This window comes from Vibrio sp. 1562, assembly GCF_033340155.1.
In the GTDB taxonomy this organism is placed as follows: Bacteria; Pseudomonadota; Gammaproteobacteria; order Enterobacterales; family Vibrionaceae; genus Vibrio; species Vibrio alginolyticus.
The window spans coordinates 1-15,146 of sequence record NZ_JAWOVY010000040.1 but is presented as its reverse complement, the minus strand read 5'-3'; the positions used below and the strand labels follow the sequence as shown (position 1 = coordinate 15,146).

Sequence of the window (15,146 nt, the reverse complement as noted above, 5' to 3'; positions counted from 1 at the left end):
ACGCCGGGGGTCGCGGGTTCGAGTCCCGTCCACTCCGCCACTTATATTAAGCCTCAGTCGAAAGACTGAGGCTTTTTTCGTTTTGGTTCCCCGACTTACCTTAAACCCACTTTCATATTGAAACCTTGCATCGAGAGGCCGGCTTCCCTCTGGCGATGCTTTCTAAGCCCTGTTATGAGTGAAGTGGAACGCAGTTTTGTGTGGTTTCTGCAGTCTCGAGCGCTAGTTTTGAGCCCCTGTGCTTAACTTACCAAAGCTTCCTTTATTATTACCTGGAAAATTTATTCAATAGGTTATGTTATTTTCGGGGGAGATTTCTCTGCTTTAGATGTTTTGATTTAGCCATAGGCGCTTATTAATATAAACTCAGCGCATTTAAAACTTTCCAAACATGGATTTTGTTTTGTCGATCTATTTAAGCCAGTGTCTTAAAGTATATTCGCTACTTCTTCCCTCTAACCCTCTCCAACCTTCAAAGCCACCACTACGTACGTATAACGTGAGCGGTATAGGTGCTTTCATAGCTGTGTTTGCTGAGTAAGTCGTTCACCTAGCACATTGACTGAGGAAAGGTCTTCTTTCAGTGGATCTTCGTCTAAGTCACGATAGTTTTTAATAATTATCTGGTACTTTTTATTCTAAAGGTGTACGCTTCACATCGAATATTTTTTCGACAGTAAATCATGTTATATCTCTTGTTTAAAAGCTTTGTAAGAAGGCTGAACTCCGTGCAAAAAACGCGATGAAGTGTTGCTCGGAGTCTTAAATTAATCTTCATCAGGTGTTTTATGTGTGGGTAGCTTCGCTGAAGTTATACGCAGGTGCTTGTACACCTGATAAAAGAGAAGAGATGGCCGGTGATATTTCATCATCGGCCTTTTTGTATCTGTTAAGCAGCTACAAAGCATTTCCCAGTATTGAAATAAGGGCCGGTATTGATCACCGGCCCTTTTTTATTTGGTTGAAAACATGAGTATTTTACAAGTTAAAAATTTGTCTTATCAGATAGCCGATAAGACATTATACAACAACGTGACCTTTCGTATTAACGTGGGAGAGAAAGTAGGTATCACCGGAGCGAATGGTGTTGGAAAAAGCACCTTATTGAAACTGCTTTTCGGTGAATTATCTGCAGATAAGGGCCGCATTGAATGGTTACCAAGCCTTGAGGTAGGGTATTTAGAACAACATTTTAAGATCGATAATGTGCTGACAGTTCATGAGTGTTTAAAGGGCTCTTTTGAGAGTTTATACGCTGCAGAGCAAAAGCTTTGGACTTTGTATCATGCGATGACCGAGTCTCACTCTACATCTCTTTTAAGCCAAGTCGCTCGGCTACAGGCATATTTAGAAGATGAAAACTTCTATGCAATTAATACCAAAATTGAACAAGTTGCTGTAGGTCTTGGCATTTATCAATTTGGCTTAGATACACCGCTTGTCTCGCTAAGTGGCGGTCAAAGACACAAAGTCCTTTTAGGCAGGTTGTTACTTCGCAACCCCGATGTGTTAATTCTTGATGAGCCGACAAACTATCTTGATGCTCCGCACATTGAATGGCTAGTCACGTTTCTCAATGATTACATTGGCACCGTTTTACTGGTTTCTCATGATGTTGATTTCCTTAATCAAGTAGCGACCAGTATTTGTGATATTGATTATCAAACGGTTCGAAAATACAGCGGCACTTATGTCAAAGCAATGCAGCAAAAGCATCACGATGGTGCTTTGATAGAAAAGCAATATAAGGCTCAGCAAAATGAAATTCGAAAGTTAGAGCAATTTATTGCCAAAAATGGCGCTGGAGTTAACGCGAGTCTTGCTAAAGGGCGTAAGAAAAAACTGGATAAAATCGAACGTATTCAACTGAATAATGTAGAGAAAGTATCGATGTTTGACTTTGCTTACCAGCCCATTGGGCAACCGAATGTGATTGACGCAAAAGCGTTGATGATCGGTTATCAGCAGCCTCTGCTTCCAGTGTTTGATATCACGTTAGCGCGCGGGGAAAAGTTGGTTGTTGCTGGCTTTAACGGCGTGGGTAAGTCGACCTTACTTAAAACCCTGATGGGGGAGATCGAGCCACTCTCTGGTGAGGTGGTATTGGCAAAAGGTGCAATAATTGGTTATTTTTCTCAAGATTTGTCTTGGCGCCATCCTCAGAACACGCCTGAACAGGAGCTGTGCTCTTGTGCGCCAACAATCTCAAGCAAAGAGTCACGCAAGCTATTAGCTCGCTTTGGGATTACGGGGGATAAGACGCAGCGCCACTTAGATACATTGAGCGGTGGTGAGCAAACTCGGGTGAAACTGTGTTGTTTATCGGTTCAGAAATGCAATGTTTTGCTGTTGGACGAACCAACAACACATTTGGATAGCAGCAGTAAAAATGCGCTTAAAGAGGCTCTCCTGCGCTTTTCCGGTAGCGTGATTGTAGTATCTCATGAGAAGGCATTTTTGCAATCTTGGCCTGATAGAGTTTTAGATATTTCGTTGCTCACTTGTGCTGAATCGAAAACAGAACAGGAGGTGGAGCTATGATGCAGTCCATGATCCTATTTCTCGTTGCTTTTCTTGTTGGTGCTGATGAGTTGATGCTTGGATCTATTCTTGAACCTATCGGAAATGATTTAAGTGTTCAACCGAGTCAGGTGACCTTATTTATTACGGCATATAGTTTAGCCATAGCAATTTGCGCTCCTTACTTGGGCCGTTTATCAGACCGAGTTGGGCGTATTCGTATCATGGTGCCTGCTTGCTTTGTATTTGGGGTTGCGTCTATTACGACGGGCATAGTTCATGATTTTGAACTTGCTATTGCAACTCGTGTGATCACTGGTATTGCAAGTGCAGGCATGTTACCAATTGCATTCGCGTTAGCGGGAGACGCGAAGGGTAATAGAGCGATGCGTCAAATTGTGATGGTTCAGGCGGGATTAACGCTAGGTATGATAACTAGTCCGGCGATCGGAGCATTGTTGACCCAGCTTTTATCATGGCGTACCGCTTTTATTATTTTGGGCGTGGCGGCTCTTTTTGTCGGTGCCATGAGCGTAGTGTCCATGAACAACAAGCATAATGAGTCCAAGAAGTCAGATACTCTGCCACCTATCACAGACGTCATTCATCTTCCAGGCGCGTTGAGGGCGATTCTAGCGATGTGTTTAGGCCTAGGGGGACGTATTGGTGTATTTAACCTGATAGGCCTTCATATTCGAGATACCAGCGAGTTGGCGCTCGGTTGGGTGGGCGCTATTTATGCTGCTCTAGGGATCGTGAGTGTGGTTGGAAATATGTGCGTGGGGAGAGCTTGCCGTTGGCTTGGTAGCTCTCGAGCTGTTATGCGAGTGGCTTTAATGGTGTGCATACCTTGCAGTGCATGGGTGTTCTCAAGTGAGATGAGTACGGTTACCGCTTATCTTCCAGCTCTAGTGCTCTGGTCTCTTGCTGGAGGGGTTGGTTCTCCGGCATTACAAGCACATATCGCAAGCTTATCTGATGAATATCGAGGTGTGTTAATGTCTTTTGGAATGAGTATGATGCACTTTGGTGTCGCGATTTGGTCTGCCTTGGCGGGCTTCGCGTATTCTGTAGGCAATGAATGGGTCGCTTTCGTGGCTTTGCTATTGTTTGGCTCAGCAGTAGTTATCTTAAAGCCAGTTGGTAATACTGAACAAAGTGAGCGTTATTCGTAGTGTTTTAGTAGATAAAGAAAAGCCGTTACCTAAAAAGGTAACGGCTTGTTCCAAATACTTTTTGAAAAACGGTCTTAGTTCATGCCGTATTTCTTAAGTTTCTTGCGAAGAGTACCGCGGTTGATACCCATCATAGTTGCTGCGCGAGTTTGGTTACCGCGAGTGTACTGCATGATAGTATCTAGTAGTGGCTGTTCAACTTCAGCTAGAACTAATTCGTATAGTTCTGTTACTTCCTGGCCGTTTAGTTGAGCAAGGTAGTTTTTAAGAGACGCTTTAACAGAGTCACGTAAAGGCTTCTGAGTAATCTGGTCTTGTGACGTTACTGTAGTTACTGTTAATGCTTCTGAAGTCAGATTTTGTTCGAACATATTCGGTCTAGCTCTTCTCTTAATTATGATGCAACGTTATCAAAATAACCTTCTAACGCCTCAATTTGCAGCGGAGCTGCGTCGATAGCGTTGAAGGTACGGCGAAACTCACTTGCCTGTTCATGCTCTTTCAGGTACCACCCAACGTGCTTGCGCGCGATACGTGGACCTAAGAACTCCCCATAAAACTCATGCAGAGCATTTACATGACCAAGCATAATGGTTTTCACTTCCTCAGTTGGAAGTTCCTCCATTGTGGTGCCGTTTTCCAAATAGTGATGGATTTCCTGGAAAATCCAAGGACGACCCTGGGCAGGGCGTCCAATCATTAAAGCGTCCGCACCGGTGTACTCCAGTACAAATTTGGCTTTCTCCGGGCTATCGATATCACCGTTCGCGATAACCGGAATTGAAATCGCCTCTTTTACCGCTTTAATGCTGTCATATTCGGCCTCACCTTTGTACATACATGCTTTCGTTCTGCCATGCAGAGCAAGAGCTTGTATGCCGCAGTTTTCGGCTAATTTAGCGATCTGGACACAGTTCTTGTTGTCTGTATCCCAGCCAGTTCGAGTCTTTAACGTTACAGGAACGTCCACTGCATTCACGACCGCTTTCAAAATCTCTTCGATAATGTTTGGGTATTGAAGCAGAGCAGAGCCCGCTAGCTTCTTATTCACTTTTTTTGCCGGGCAGCCCATGTTGATGTCGATGATTTGTGCACCGTTCTCAACACTGAATTGAGCTGCGTCCGCCATAAGCTGTGGATCGGAACCCGCAATCTGTACAGAGCGAATGCCCGATTCGCCCTCGTGTACCATGCGCTGTTTCGACTTTGACGTTCCCCATAGTTTTGGGTTAGCAGACATCATTTCACTGACGGCCATTCCCGCACCATAGCGAAGACACAACTCGCGAAACGGTCTATCCGTTACACCAGCCATAGGGGCTACGATTAGATTGTTCTTAAGTTGATAGTTTCCGATTTTCAAAACGTCATCACAGTTCTGTACCAGCAAGGGCGCGCATTTTACGCATTTTTTCACTGCGTGAAAAGACTAATATTTGAGCATTTACAAATTGTTTTTGTAAATTGTATGAATTTCAAACAATTAGCTCTGAAAACCTTGTCTAGCCTTGCTTACGACCAGAGATGCGACACCATTCACTTTGCTCAACAATCGGGTCAATGTGAAGCTCGTCACGGTAATAGTTCGCAACATCTTCAGCTTGAGTGTCTAATACGCCGGACATAGCGAGGTCGCCATTTGGCTTAACTAGTCCTTTGATGATAGGTGCAAGTTCACGTAAAGGTCCCGCAAGGATGTTGGCCACAACGACGTCAGCGACGAGACCTTCTGGTTGATTTTGCGGTAAGTAAACTTCTAGTTTGTCTGCAACGCCATTACGCTCAGCATTGTCTTTTGAAGCAAGCAGGGCTTGAGGATCAATGTCGATCCCTATCACTTTTTCAGCGCCCAGTTTGATCGCTGCGATCGCAAGAATACCTGAGCCACAACCGAAGTCGATAACGGTCTTACCGCTTAAGTCCATGCTTTCTAGCCACTCAAGACAAAGTGCTGTTGTAGGGTGAGTACCCGTACCGAATGCAAGGCCTGGATCCAACATAACATTAACAGCGTCAGGATCTGGAATGTCGCGCCAGCTTGGGCAAATCCATAGGCGTTCACCAAATTTCATTGGGTGGAAGTTTTCCATCCATTCGCGTTCCCAGTCTTTATCTTCAAGCTGTTCTACTTTGTAAGCAAAATTGTCAGCCAGCATATTGCTCGCTTTAATTTGGTCGATGATGAAGTTAGTGTCTGCTTCTGCATCATACAGTGCCAGAATATCAGTATCGCCCCATAAGCGAGTTTCGCCAGGTAGAGGTTCGAATACAGGTGTATCCTGCGCGTCTAAGAATGTAACAGACAGCGCGCCAGTCTCTTCCATTAGCATATCGCCGATTTGCTCAGCGTTTTCATTGGTCGCGTTGAGTTTGATTTGAATCCAAGGCATTGGTTTTTGCTCTTAAAGTGAATGAAGTGGCGCAGAGTTTACCAGAACTCTACGATTTGTTTGAGTATATACCCAAATAAGCCGATTTATATGTTGAGCCCTTTGCGTACATATAAAACAAAAATGCCCACGGGAGTGGGCATTTTTTAAGACGTTTGCTTAGGCTTATTGTAAGCCAAGCTTCTTCTCTAGGTAGTGGATGTTTGCACCACCGTGTTGGAAGTTTTCGTCATTCATAATGGAGAATTGCAGTGGCACGTTAGTTTTGATGCCTTCGATGATCATCTCACCCAGTGCGTTTTTCATACGTGCAATCGCTACATCACGGTTCTCACCGTAAGTGATCAGTTTACCAATCATTGAATCGTAATGAGGTGGTACTGTGTAGCCTGTGTAGATATGAGATTCCCAACGTACACCCATACCGCCAGGAGCGTGGAAACGCTCGATCTTACCCGGAGATGGTAGGAAGCGCTCAGGGTCTTCTGCGTTGATACGACACTCAATCGCATGGCCACGGATCTTAATATCATCTTGAGTGAATGACAGAGGCTGACCCGCTGCAACACGAAGCTGTTCTTTAATTAGGTCGATGCCAGTAACCATCTCTGTTACTGGGTGCTCTACCTGAATACGAGTGTTCATTTCGATGAAGTAGAACTCACCGTTCTCGTATAGGAATTCAAACGTACCTGCGCCGCGGTAACCGATCTCGATACATGCACGAGTACAGCGTTCACCGATGTACTTACGCATTTCTTCGGTGATACCAGGTGCTGGAGCTTCTTCCACTACTTTTTGGTGACGGCGTTGCATTGAACAGTCACGCTCACCAAGGTGGATTGCGCCGCCTTGACCGTCAGCAATAACCTGAACTTCAACGTGACGAGGGTTTTCTAGGAATTTCTCCATGTAAACCATGTCATTGTTGAACGCCGCTTTTGCTTCAGCACGTGTCATTGCAATAGCTTGGATAAGGTCTTTCTCTGCGCGAACAACACGCATACCACGACCGCCGCCGCCGCCAGATGCTTTGATGATTACTGGGTAACCAATGCGCTTAGCAAATGCTTTGTTTTTCTCTTCGTCATTGTCTAGAGGGCCGTCAGAACCCGGTACACAAGGAACGCCTGCTTTCTTCATTGCATTGATAGCAGATACTTTATCGCCCATTAGGCGGATAGTGTCTGCCTTTGGACCAACGAAGATGAAACCACTGCGCTCAACTTGCTCTGCGAAGTCTGCGTTCTCAGACAGGAAGCCGTAACCTGGGTGGATAGCAACAGCACCAGTCACTTCTGCTGCAGAAATGATGCGTGGAATGTTTAGGTAGCTGTCGATACCACGAGCAGGGCCGATACATACGGTTTCGTCTGCGAGCAGTACGTGCTTAAGATCGCGGTCAGCTGTCGAGTGAACAGCGACGGTCTTAATACCTAATTCTTTACAAGCGCGAAGAATACGAAGTGCAATTTCACCTCGGTTCGCGATGACTACTTTGTCTAGCATAAGGCAAGCCCCGCTTATTCGATTACAACAAGAGGTTGGTCGAATTCAACTGGTTGGCCGTCTTCAGCTAGGATTGCTGTAACAACGCCAGATTTGTCCGCTTCGATTTGGTTCATCATTTTCATTGCTTCAACAATACATAGAGTATCGCCAGCATTTACTTTCTGACCCACTTCTACGAATGCTTTAGAGTCTGGGCTTGGAGAGCGGTAGAAAGTACCAACCATTGGAGAAAGAACTTGGTGACCTGCAGGTGTTGCTGCTGGAGCTTCTGCTGCTGGCGCTTCCGCTACTGGTGCCGCTGCTACTGGAGCAGGTGCCGCCGCTGGAGCTGCTGCGTAGTGAATTGGTGCTTGAGGGGCTGCAGTGCCATGACGGCTGATGCGCACTGACTCTTCACCTTCAGAGATCTCTAGCTCAGCAATGCCAGACTCTTCAACTAACTCAATTAGCTTCTTGATTTTACGAATATCCATCTTTTCTTTCTCTTTTATCTTGTGATTAAGACAACCCTCGTAGGGTTGCAGAGTGTTAGGGTTACTTTGCCTGTAGCTTATTGATCGCTGCAGACAGAGCAAATTCATAACCTTGTGCGCCTAAACCGCAAATCACACCCTCTGCTTTATCTGACAGGTAAGAGTGATGACGGAATGGTTCACGTGCGTGCACATTTGATAAGTGCACCTCAATAAATGGGATGGCGACGCCAAGTAATGCATCTCGCAGCGCCACACTAGTATGAGTGAAAGCCGCTGGATTGATGATGATGAAGTCAATCTTGCCATAGGCAGCGTGAATGGCTTCAATCAGTTCGTACTCACGATTTGATTGTAGGTGTTCCAGTTCTACCCCAGCGTTATGGGCTTGCTCTGTAAGAGTATCCACAACTTGAGCTAAGGTACTGTGACCATAGTGTGTCGGTTCGCGCAGACCCAATAGATTAAGATTTGGTCCGTTTAGAACAAGAATCCGTGACTTTGCAGACATTGTGTTGCTATCTTCCCTTATCGTGAGTGGAACGTTTATATTCCCAAATATACGATAGTTCAGCACGATTTTTTTGTTAAAACCGAGCAAATTTTAAAAAATCGACCAAGATTATAGCTAATTCATAGCAATTAGCAGCAATTTACTGGTCTAATCTCCTAATAGCCACTCTCGTTTCTGTAACCAAGTTAACAAAAACAACATAATTGCCATATTTTTTGTGTGGCCAATTTGTGCACTAAAGCAAAAAACCGCCATGAGTGATGGCGGTTTTTAAAGTGCTTTTAAAACAGTTGGTTGAATTTATGCCAATTCTGCTTTCTCTGCGATAAGTTTATCTACAACGCTCGGATCGGCAAGCGTTGATGTGTCTCCGAGGTTGCTAGTATCACCCGTTGCAATTTTACGCAGGATTCGACGCATGATCTTACCAGAACGAGTCTTCGGTAAGGAATCCGTCCAGTGCAGTACATCTGGTGTTGCAATTGGACCAATTTCTTTACGCACCCAATCTTTCACTTCTTTGTGTAGCTCTGCTGACGGGAATTCACCATCGTTCAAGGTAATGTAAGCGTAGATAGCTTGGCCTTTGATATCATGCGGAATGCCCACAATAGCGGCCTCAGCAATTTTATGATGTGCGACAAGAGCCGATTCTATTTCAGCGGTACCCATGCGGTGACCCGACACGTTTAGTACGTCATCAACACGGCCCGTGATCCAGTAGTAACCGTCTTCGTCACGACGAGCCCCATCACTAGTAAAGTACATTCCCTTAAAGGTTGAGAAGTAGGTCTGTTCAAAGCGCTCGTGGTCGCCATAAACAGTACGCATCTGACCTGGCCATGAATCAAGGATCACCAAGTTACCTTCTGCTGCGGTTTCTTCAATGATGTTGCCCATGTTATCAACCAGTGCAGGTTGGACTCCGAAGAATGGTCGAGTTGCTGAGCCTGGTTTTAAATCTGTTGCGCCTGGTAGTGGTGCAATTAAGATACCGCCGGTCTCTGTTTGCCACCAAGTATCAACGATAGGCGAGCTCTCGTTACCAATCGTTTTGTAGTACCACTCCCACGCTTCAGGGTTGATAGGCTCACCTACTGAACCCATCACACGTAAGCTTGAACGAGATGTCCCTGCTACCGCTTCGTTACCTTTTGCCATTAGTGCACGAATAGCGGTTGGCGCAGTGTAGAGAATGTTCACTTGGTGCTTATCAACCACTTCACTCATACGAGCCGTGCTTGGGTAGTTTGGAACACCTTCAAACAGAATGGTTTTGGCCCCGTTCGCTAGTGGACCATAAATTAGGTAAGTATGGCCTGTAATCCAGCCCACATCCGCGGTACACCAGAAGGTTTCTCCTGGTTGATAATCGAAGACATATTTAAAGGTCATTGCCGCGTAGACGAGGTAACCGCCTGTAGTATGTAGTACGCCTTTAGGTTTACCTGTCGAGCCAGATGTGTAGAGGATGAACAGCGGGTCTTCGGCTTTCATCTCTTCTGGTGGGCAAACGTCAGAAACGTTGGCTGTTGCTTCGTGCCACCAAACATCACGGTGTTCATGCCATTCAACATCACCACCTGTACGTTTAAGCACGACGACTTTATTGATGGTTTTTACGTCTGGGTTGGTTAGTGCTTCATCCACGTTCTTTTTCAGTGGAACAGCGCGTCCGCCACGTACGCCTTCGTCTGCGGTGATCACGACTTTAGCGTCAGAGTCGATGATACGGCCGGATAGCGCTTCTGGTGAGAAACCGCCAAATACTACGGTGTGAACCGCACCAATACGGGTACAAGCGAGCATAGCCACTGCAGCTTCTGGCACCATTGGCATGTATAGACACACCACGTCGCCCTTGCGTACGCCTTGCTCTTTCAATGCGTTGGAGAATTTACACACTTCTTTGTGCAGTTCGTTGAAAGTGAGTGTTTTGTCGTCGGCTGGATCATCGCCTTCCCAAATGATGGCGACGTCATCCCCGTGTTCTGCAAGATGACGGTCAATACAGTTAGCCGAGACGTTCAGTGTGCCATCTTCAAACCAGCGAATATCAACATGGCCAGTGTCGAAAGAAGTGCTTTTTACTTTGGTGAAAGGTTTGATCCAATCAACGATTTTGCCGTGTTCGTTCCAGAAGCCCTCTGGATCGGTTACCGACTGCTGATACATGGCTAAGTAAGTATCATTATCCGCGTGTGTATGAGTTTTAATATTTTCTTTTACCGGATAAACGTGGGCTTCGCTCATGGCTTCTCTCCTTGTGCCTTATTTCTCGGCCTTACACCAATCTAGATAAGATTTTGAATATATTTTTGTAGGGCTGTTTTTTGGTTCTAAATAACTTGGTCGTGGTAATGACGACGTTGTGCTTATAACTGTCAGTCACCGCGCGTATTTCCACAATTAGACTTTAGGATGAGAGTGATGGAAGCGCCGGGAAATCGCTGAAACAAAAGTATTTCTGGGAGCTAGGTCAACTGATTTTTATGTATACGGCGTGGTTAGGTTGGGTAAATCGCCTTTCGTTAAGCGGACAAAGACCAAAGCGGCAGAAATCGCGTCTTGCAAGGCGTTGTGTTTGTCTTGGATAGGAAGTTCGAGGTGTTTACAAATGGCATCCAGACTTAAGTCGAAATAGGCATTCGGCAAATGTCGTTCCAACTTATCGTGGTAAATCTGACTGACTTCGATCAGTGGGTTAGGAAGTGGGAAGCCAAGTTGCCGCAGACAAGCAAGGTCTAAGATCTTTTTATCGTAACGAATGTGATAGCCCACAAGTGGTCGGTTGCCGATAAAGTCGAGCAGCTCGAGCAGCGCCTCTTTTTCACTGATGCCATCGACTAAGTCTTGGTGGCGAATTCGATGGATCTTGACCGAGCCTGAGTCGAGCGATTGCGGCGCGCGTAAGCGGACTTCAAATGGTTGACTGGTGATGATGCGGTTGTCGATGATCTTGGTGGCTGCAATAGTCACCAGCTCGGCGCGATTTGGGTCAAGGCTGGTGGTTTCGCAGTCAAGAGAGACGTATTCTGTTTTATCTGGCGTGCAAAACAGCGACTGATAAGGCGAGCCTTTCAATTTGTAATGCCAGTATTTGCGTTGTAACCAGTTCATTGCTTACGCCTCTGTGATTTATGAAAATCAGGGTTAATCACGAATTTGATAATGGAAGCCTAAAAATTGCTTAAATTTCTTCACCACATGTAAGCTGTGGCGAAGCAAATCACGCTCAGTTCTATCCAGTTGTTTAATATCAATGTTATTCAACGCTTCTTGCTTTTTGAGTTGCTGATTAAGACGAAGTTTAAAGAACAATTTAAGTGCTTCGTTGAGATTATCTGCCGTTTCGGATTCTAAGATGCGCTTATTTCTAAGAGCTTCAATGCGTTCAAACGTGTTCTTCTCTTCAATGGCATACTCCAAAGACAAGGCGCGAATGCCGTGTACAATTGGGAAAATACCGCCGCGTTTAATGTCCAATCCGTCTTTAGCACTTTTTACGTTGCCAAATAGAGTTAGGGGCACCGAAAACTGCAAGGCAGGGCGAGTAAAGTCAGACAATATCAACATGCGATCTTTCATTGTGTCACGAAGATGTGCCGCAATTGGGGCCAGCAGCTCGCAATTCCCAGCAACAGCATGGGCGTCACTGAAAATGGCTAAGTCCATGATTTGTTCTGGTTCGGCTTTAGCTATCCAGTGGTTTAGGGTGCTCATCCATTCTTGCTGTGTTTTGACCCATTTCGGGTTGTTAACCATCACTTTACCAGGGCAAAGTGGATAACCGAGCTGTTGTAGGGTGTGTGTGAAGGATCGCATCACTTGTTCGCAATGAGGCCATTCCAGAGCATCTTGAATAATCAGGGCATTGTCTTGATCGGTTTTGAGAATTTGCTCTCCTCGGCCTTCAGAGCCGAGTACGATCAAGCAACAATGGTCGTGCAAGGCTGGTGGTATTACTAACTCGAACGCTTTCTCGATAATTTGCTCGTTTACGGCTGAGATCAGCTCCATGATGAAGCGAGTGCGGATGCCGTTTTTCAATAAGCTCTCGACCAATTGACGTTGGCGGTTTGAGGCCAAAGCGAGCTCTTCCACGCGGCTTGCTCGAGCAATACTGAGTGTTAAGACGTGAGAGTGGGTTGAGAACGCGCTGAGAATTTGGGTCATATCCAGCATGCCGACGGCTCGGTTGCCTTCACATACCATGAGGCGTTTCATTCTATTTCTGGTCATTGTGATCATGGCGTTGAATAGAAAGTCACCATCATCAACGTGATAAACAGGAAAGCTCGCGATCTCACCCACTGGTGTGTCGAGCGCGCAACCATCTATCATCACAGAATGCAGCATATTGGTACGAGTCACTATTGCGTACGGGTGGGCTGATGGCCATTTTTCCAATCGTGGATCATCGCCATGGAGTTGAACCAATGCAGCGTCAATCCCATTTTCTTTTAAGGAACGTGTTACCTCGTTAATTGGTGTATTTGGTTCAAGGATCATCGGTGGGTGATAAATGCTGCGGTCAACTTTAGTGAGAATAAACTCCGCTAAGTTTTGCTGTTGATGGGCCGCTTCGATGAGCTCTTGCCGTTTCGATAAATTGTTATCGAAATAGGCTGCAAACTGGCCATTTTCGTTGTAAAGGGCAAGGAAAATTTCTTTCGGCAGTAGGTAAGAGAGCGTGTCCTCAAGCGCGATGTAGTGATGACGTACCTTGTCTTCAAGTAACGAGCGTACATCGAACATATCGTCGTTGGCATAATGTGCGAACACTTCCTGTTGATCGTTGGAGCGCTCTTCTACCGCGCCTTTGATCAGAATATGTAAGTGGGGGTTCTTCTGTCCGCAGGATAAAATAACATCTCGAGCTCGATAGTAGGCGACGTCCAGAGACGATCGCAGTCGCGTTTGTTGTGCTTCAGTTAAGCGATCGAACGGTGGAGATTGCATGTTAAATTTGTCAGGCATGAGAACACCCAATAATGATGGAAGGAACACTCTCTAAGTCTGACAAATTTCTTACCGGAAGCCAGACGACTTTGGTCTAAATTACGATGTTTTCGCTTGAAGATGCCAAATGTCGCAAAGTTAGTATTCCATCGAGGAAACGATAAGTTTCTTATTCTTCCCTTTTTATAATACGCATGGCGATCCATAATTCCCGGCTCGAACGTTGGTGTTCCCGTTTTAGGATATTAGTAATGTTGAAACCTTCTCCGTATGGCTGGATTTCCCAGTACTTTCTCGGATTCTTCTTTGCGTATGGCGTGTATCTGCCATTTTGGTCACTTTGGTTTAAGGATCAGGGCGTATCTTCGACAGATATCGGTTTGCTGGTCGGGTTAGGCCTTGCGACACGTTGTGTTGCCAATATCGTGATCACCCCACGAGTACACAAAGTCGAACATCTTATGCCTGCTTTACGTTGGTTGAGTTTCGCTGCCCTCCTTTTTGTTGGATTTCACTTTTTTACGGGTGGTAGCTTTTGGTTAATGGCACTAGCGACAGTGTTGTTCAATCTTTGTTGTGGACCGATTATTCCGTTGTCGGACGCGATGGCAAATTACTACGCTCGCCTGAAAATGCTCGATTATGGCCGCACGCGGCTATGGGGTTCGATCGCCTTTATCGCAGGCTCGACGGCAGTGGGCTACCTGGTGGCTGAATTTGGCTCCGATATGATCTTGTACACTGCGATGTTCGGCGTGTTTATCTCGTTGCTGTTTGCTATGCGACCGACTAACCCAATGCCTGTAACGCACGGTGGGCAAAGCGCAGAACGTCCAAAGCTGACCGCTCTTTTGACCGACAAGCCGATACTAAAATTCTTAGTGTTGGTGTCACTAATTCAGGGCAGTCATGCGGCTTACTACGGCTTTAGTGCGATTCACTGGAAGGCCGCTGGTCACTCGGAAGATGTCATTGGCTACTTGTGGAGCTTAGGAGTGGCCGCAGAAGTGGCAGTGTTTGCATTGAGTAAGCGCTTATTCGTAGGTTGGTCAATACGCGCGCTGTTTATTGCTGCTGCCGTTGGTGTAATGATGCGTTGGGGTATTACGGCGTCGACAACATCAATTATTGCTTTGGTGGTTGTTCAACTATTGCATGGTGTGACTTTCGCTACCGCACACATTGCCGCGATCCAATATATCCAAAACTCCGAAGAAAATAAGATCGTAGCGTTGCAAGCGTTGTATAACGCGATTCCGTTGGGCGCATTTATCGCGTTAATGACCGTATTGAGTGGCTGGGGTTATGAGCACTGGGGATCGCTTGTGTTCTGGGGCATGGCCGCGATGGGGTTATTGGCTCTGTTCATCAAGCTTGATTCGCAAGACCCACATCAGGTGGTTGATGTATCAGACAAGCCACTTGAAACACAGAATTAGACTTATGTAACAAAGGTTAAAAACTAAGCTTTGTCTCCGTTATCAAAGCAGTGTTAAATGAAACCTCTCCCTCATGGAGAGGTTTTTTTATTTTCAGCCCTAAACCACCTACTTCAGTAGGTGGTTATCATCCGTTTCGGCTTTGCCTGTAAAACTACTCA

Annotated in this window: 12 protein-coding genes; 3 read left to right on the top strand and 9 right to left on the bottom strand. The window is 45.8% G+C overall.

The features are described from left to right. Nucleotides 1-969: 969 nt before the first annotated feature. Both R7Z49_RS22345 and R7Z49_RS22340 read left to right on the top strand, forming a co-directional pair. The gene (locus tag R7Z49_RS22345; protein ID WP_132937296.1) at nucleotides 970-2,541 is read left to right on the top strand and encodes an ABC-F family ATP-binding cassette domain-containing protein; all 1,572 of its coding nucleotides are present in this window, start codon (nucleotides 970-972) and stop codon (nucleotides 2,539-2,541) included. After that, nucleotides 2,538-3,695: an MFS transporter gene (locus R7Z49_RS22340; protein WP_258489323.1), complete on the top strand. Its 1,158-nt coding sequence runs from the start codon at nucleotides 2,538-2,540 to the stop codon at nucleotides 3,693-3,695. The genes R7Z49_RS22345 and R7Z49_RS22340 overlap by 4 nt, the downstream gene beginning before the upstream one ends. Nucleotides 3,696-3,769: 74 nt before the next feature. Here R7Z49_RS22340 and fis read toward each other — a convergent pair whose 3' ends face one another. From fis to R7Z49_RS22295, 9 genes are all read right to left on the bottom strand, one after another. Next, nucleotides 3,770-4,066: a DNA-binding transcriptional regulator Fis gene (gene fis / locus R7Z49_RS22335; protein ID WP_000462885.1), complete on the bottom strand. Its 297-nt coding sequence runs from the start codon at nucleotides 4,064-4,066 to the stop codon at nucleotides 3,770-3,772. Between the two features lie 23 nt (nucleotides 4,067-4,089). Continuing rightward, nucleotides 4,090-5,058, bottom strand: a complete 969-nt coding sequence (dusB, locus tag R7Z49_RS22330; protein WP_005382505.1) for a tRNA dihydrouridine synthase DusB — start codon at nucleotides 5,056-5,058, stop codon at nucleotides 4,090-4,092. A 139-nt stretch (nucleotides 5,059-5,197) separates the two neighbouring features. Next, nucleotides 5,198-6,085 carry a 50S ribosomal protein L11 methyltransferase gene (prmA, locus tag R7Z49_RS22325; RefSeq protein ID WP_005382507.1) on the bottom strand — a complete coding sequence of 296 codons (888 nt, stop codon included), beginning with the start codon at nucleotides 6,083-6,085 and terminating at the stop codon, nucleotides 5,198-5,200. Between the two features lie 165 nt (nucleotides 6,086-6,250). After that, nucleotides 6,251-7,594 (bottom strand): acetyl-CoA carboxylase biotin carboxylase subunit, encoded by a 1,344-nt coding sequence (gene accC, locus R7Z49_RS22320; RefSeq protein ID WP_005382509.1) that lies wholly within the window; start codon nucleotides 7,592-7,594, stop codon nucleotides 6,251-6,253. A 14-nt stretch (nucleotides 7,595-7,608) separates the two neighbouring features. Next, a complete protein-coding gene (gene accB, locus R7Z49_RS22315; protein ID WP_005386355.1) occupies nucleotides 7,609-8,070 on the bottom strand; it encodes an acetyl-CoA carboxylase biotin carboxyl carrier protein in 462 nt (153 codons plus the stop codon). 61 nt (nucleotides 8,071-8,131) lie between these two features. Next, nucleotides 8,132-8,581, bottom strand: a complete 450-nt coding sequence (gene aroQ / locus R7Z49_RS22310) for a type II 3-dehydroquinate dehydratase (RefSeq protein ID WP_005382360.1) — start codon at nucleotides 8,579-8,581, stop codon at nucleotides 8,132-8,134. Nucleotides 8,582-8,884: 303 nt separating this feature from the next. After that, entirely contained in the window at nucleotides 8,885-10,837 is a 1,953-nt protein-coding gene (acs, locus tag R7Z49_RS22305) for an acetate--CoA ligase (RefSeq protein ID WP_005386359.1), read from the bottom strand. A gap of 237 nt (nucleotides 10,838-11,074) precedes the next feature. After that, complete coding sequence (locus R7Z49_RS22300) at nucleotides 11,075-11,704, bottom strand: 3'-5' exonuclease (RefSeq protein ID WP_318112048.1); 630 nt, start codon at nucleotides 11,702-11,704, stop codon at nucleotides 11,075-11,077. Between the two features lie 33 nt (nucleotides 11,705-11,737). Beyond that, nucleotides 11,738-13,564, bottom strand: coding sequence for a DUF294 nucleotidyltransferase-like domain-containing protein (locus R7Z49_RS22295; RefSeq protein WP_318112046.1), 1,827 nt, complete (start codon nucleotides 13,562-13,564; stop codon nucleotides 11,738-11,740). Nucleotides 13,565-13,797: 233 nt separating this feature from the next. On the opposite strand from R7Z49_RS22295, the gene R7Z49_RS22290 reads away from it, so the two are divergent. Further along, nucleotides 13,798-14,985 carry a 3-phenylpropionate MFS transporter gene (locus R7Z49_RS22290; RefSeq protein ID WP_042523701.1) on the top strand — a complete coding sequence of 396 codons (1,188 nt, stop codon included), beginning with the start codon at nucleotides 13,798-13,800 and terminating at the stop codon, nucleotides 14,983-14,985. The last annotated feature ends 161 nt before the right edge of the window (nucleotides 14,986-15,146 follow it).

What these genes read in the sequence shown, in the direction of transcription:
- aroQ (WP_005382360.1), bottom strand. Translation starts at nt 8,581, where the DNA reads ATGTCTGCAAAGTCACGGATTCTTGTTCTAAACGGACCAAATCTTAAT.
- R7Z49_RS22290 (WP_042523701.1), top strand. Translation starts at nt 13,798, where the DNA reads ATGTTGAAACCTTCTCCGTATGGCTGGATTTCCCAGTACTTTCTCGGA.
- fis (WP_000462885.1), bottom strand. Translation starts at nt 4,066, where the DNA reads ATGTTCGAACAAAATCTGACTTCAGAAGCATTAACAGTAACTACAGTA.
- accB (WP_005386355.1), bottom strand. Translation starts at nt 8,070, where the DNA reads ATGGATATTCGTAAAATCAAGAAGCTAATTGAGTTAGTTGAAGAGTCT.
- accC (WP_005382509.1), bottom strand. Translation starts at nt 7,594, where the DNA reads ATGCTAGACAAAGTAGTCATCGCGAACCGAGGTGAAATTGCACTTCGT.
- R7Z49_RS22340 (WP_258489323.1), top strand. Translation starts at nt 2,538, where the DNA reads ATGATGCAGTCCATGATCCTATTTCTCGTTGCTTTTCTTGTTGGTGCT.
- R7Z49_RS22300 (WP_318112048.1), bottom strand. Translation starts at nt 11,704, where the DNA reads ATGAACTGGTTACAACGCAAATACTGGCATTACAAATTGAAAGGCTCG.
- acs (WP_005386359.1), bottom strand. Translation starts at nt 10,837, where the DNA reads ATGAGCGAAGCCCACGTTTATCCGGTAAAAGAAAATATTAAAACTCAT.
- prmA (WP_005382507.1), bottom strand. Translation starts at nt 6,085, where the DNA reads ATGCCTTGGATTCAAATCAAACTCAACGCGACCAATGAAAACGCTGAG.
- R7Z49_RS22295 (WP_318112046.1), bottom strand. Translation starts at nt 13,564, where the DNA reads ATGCCTGACAAATTTAACATGCAATCTCCACCGTTCGATCGCTTAACT.
- R7Z49_RS22345 (WP_132937296.1), top strand. Translation starts at nt 970, where the DNA reads ATGAGTATTTTACAAGTTAAAAATTTGTCTTATCAGATAGCCGATAAG.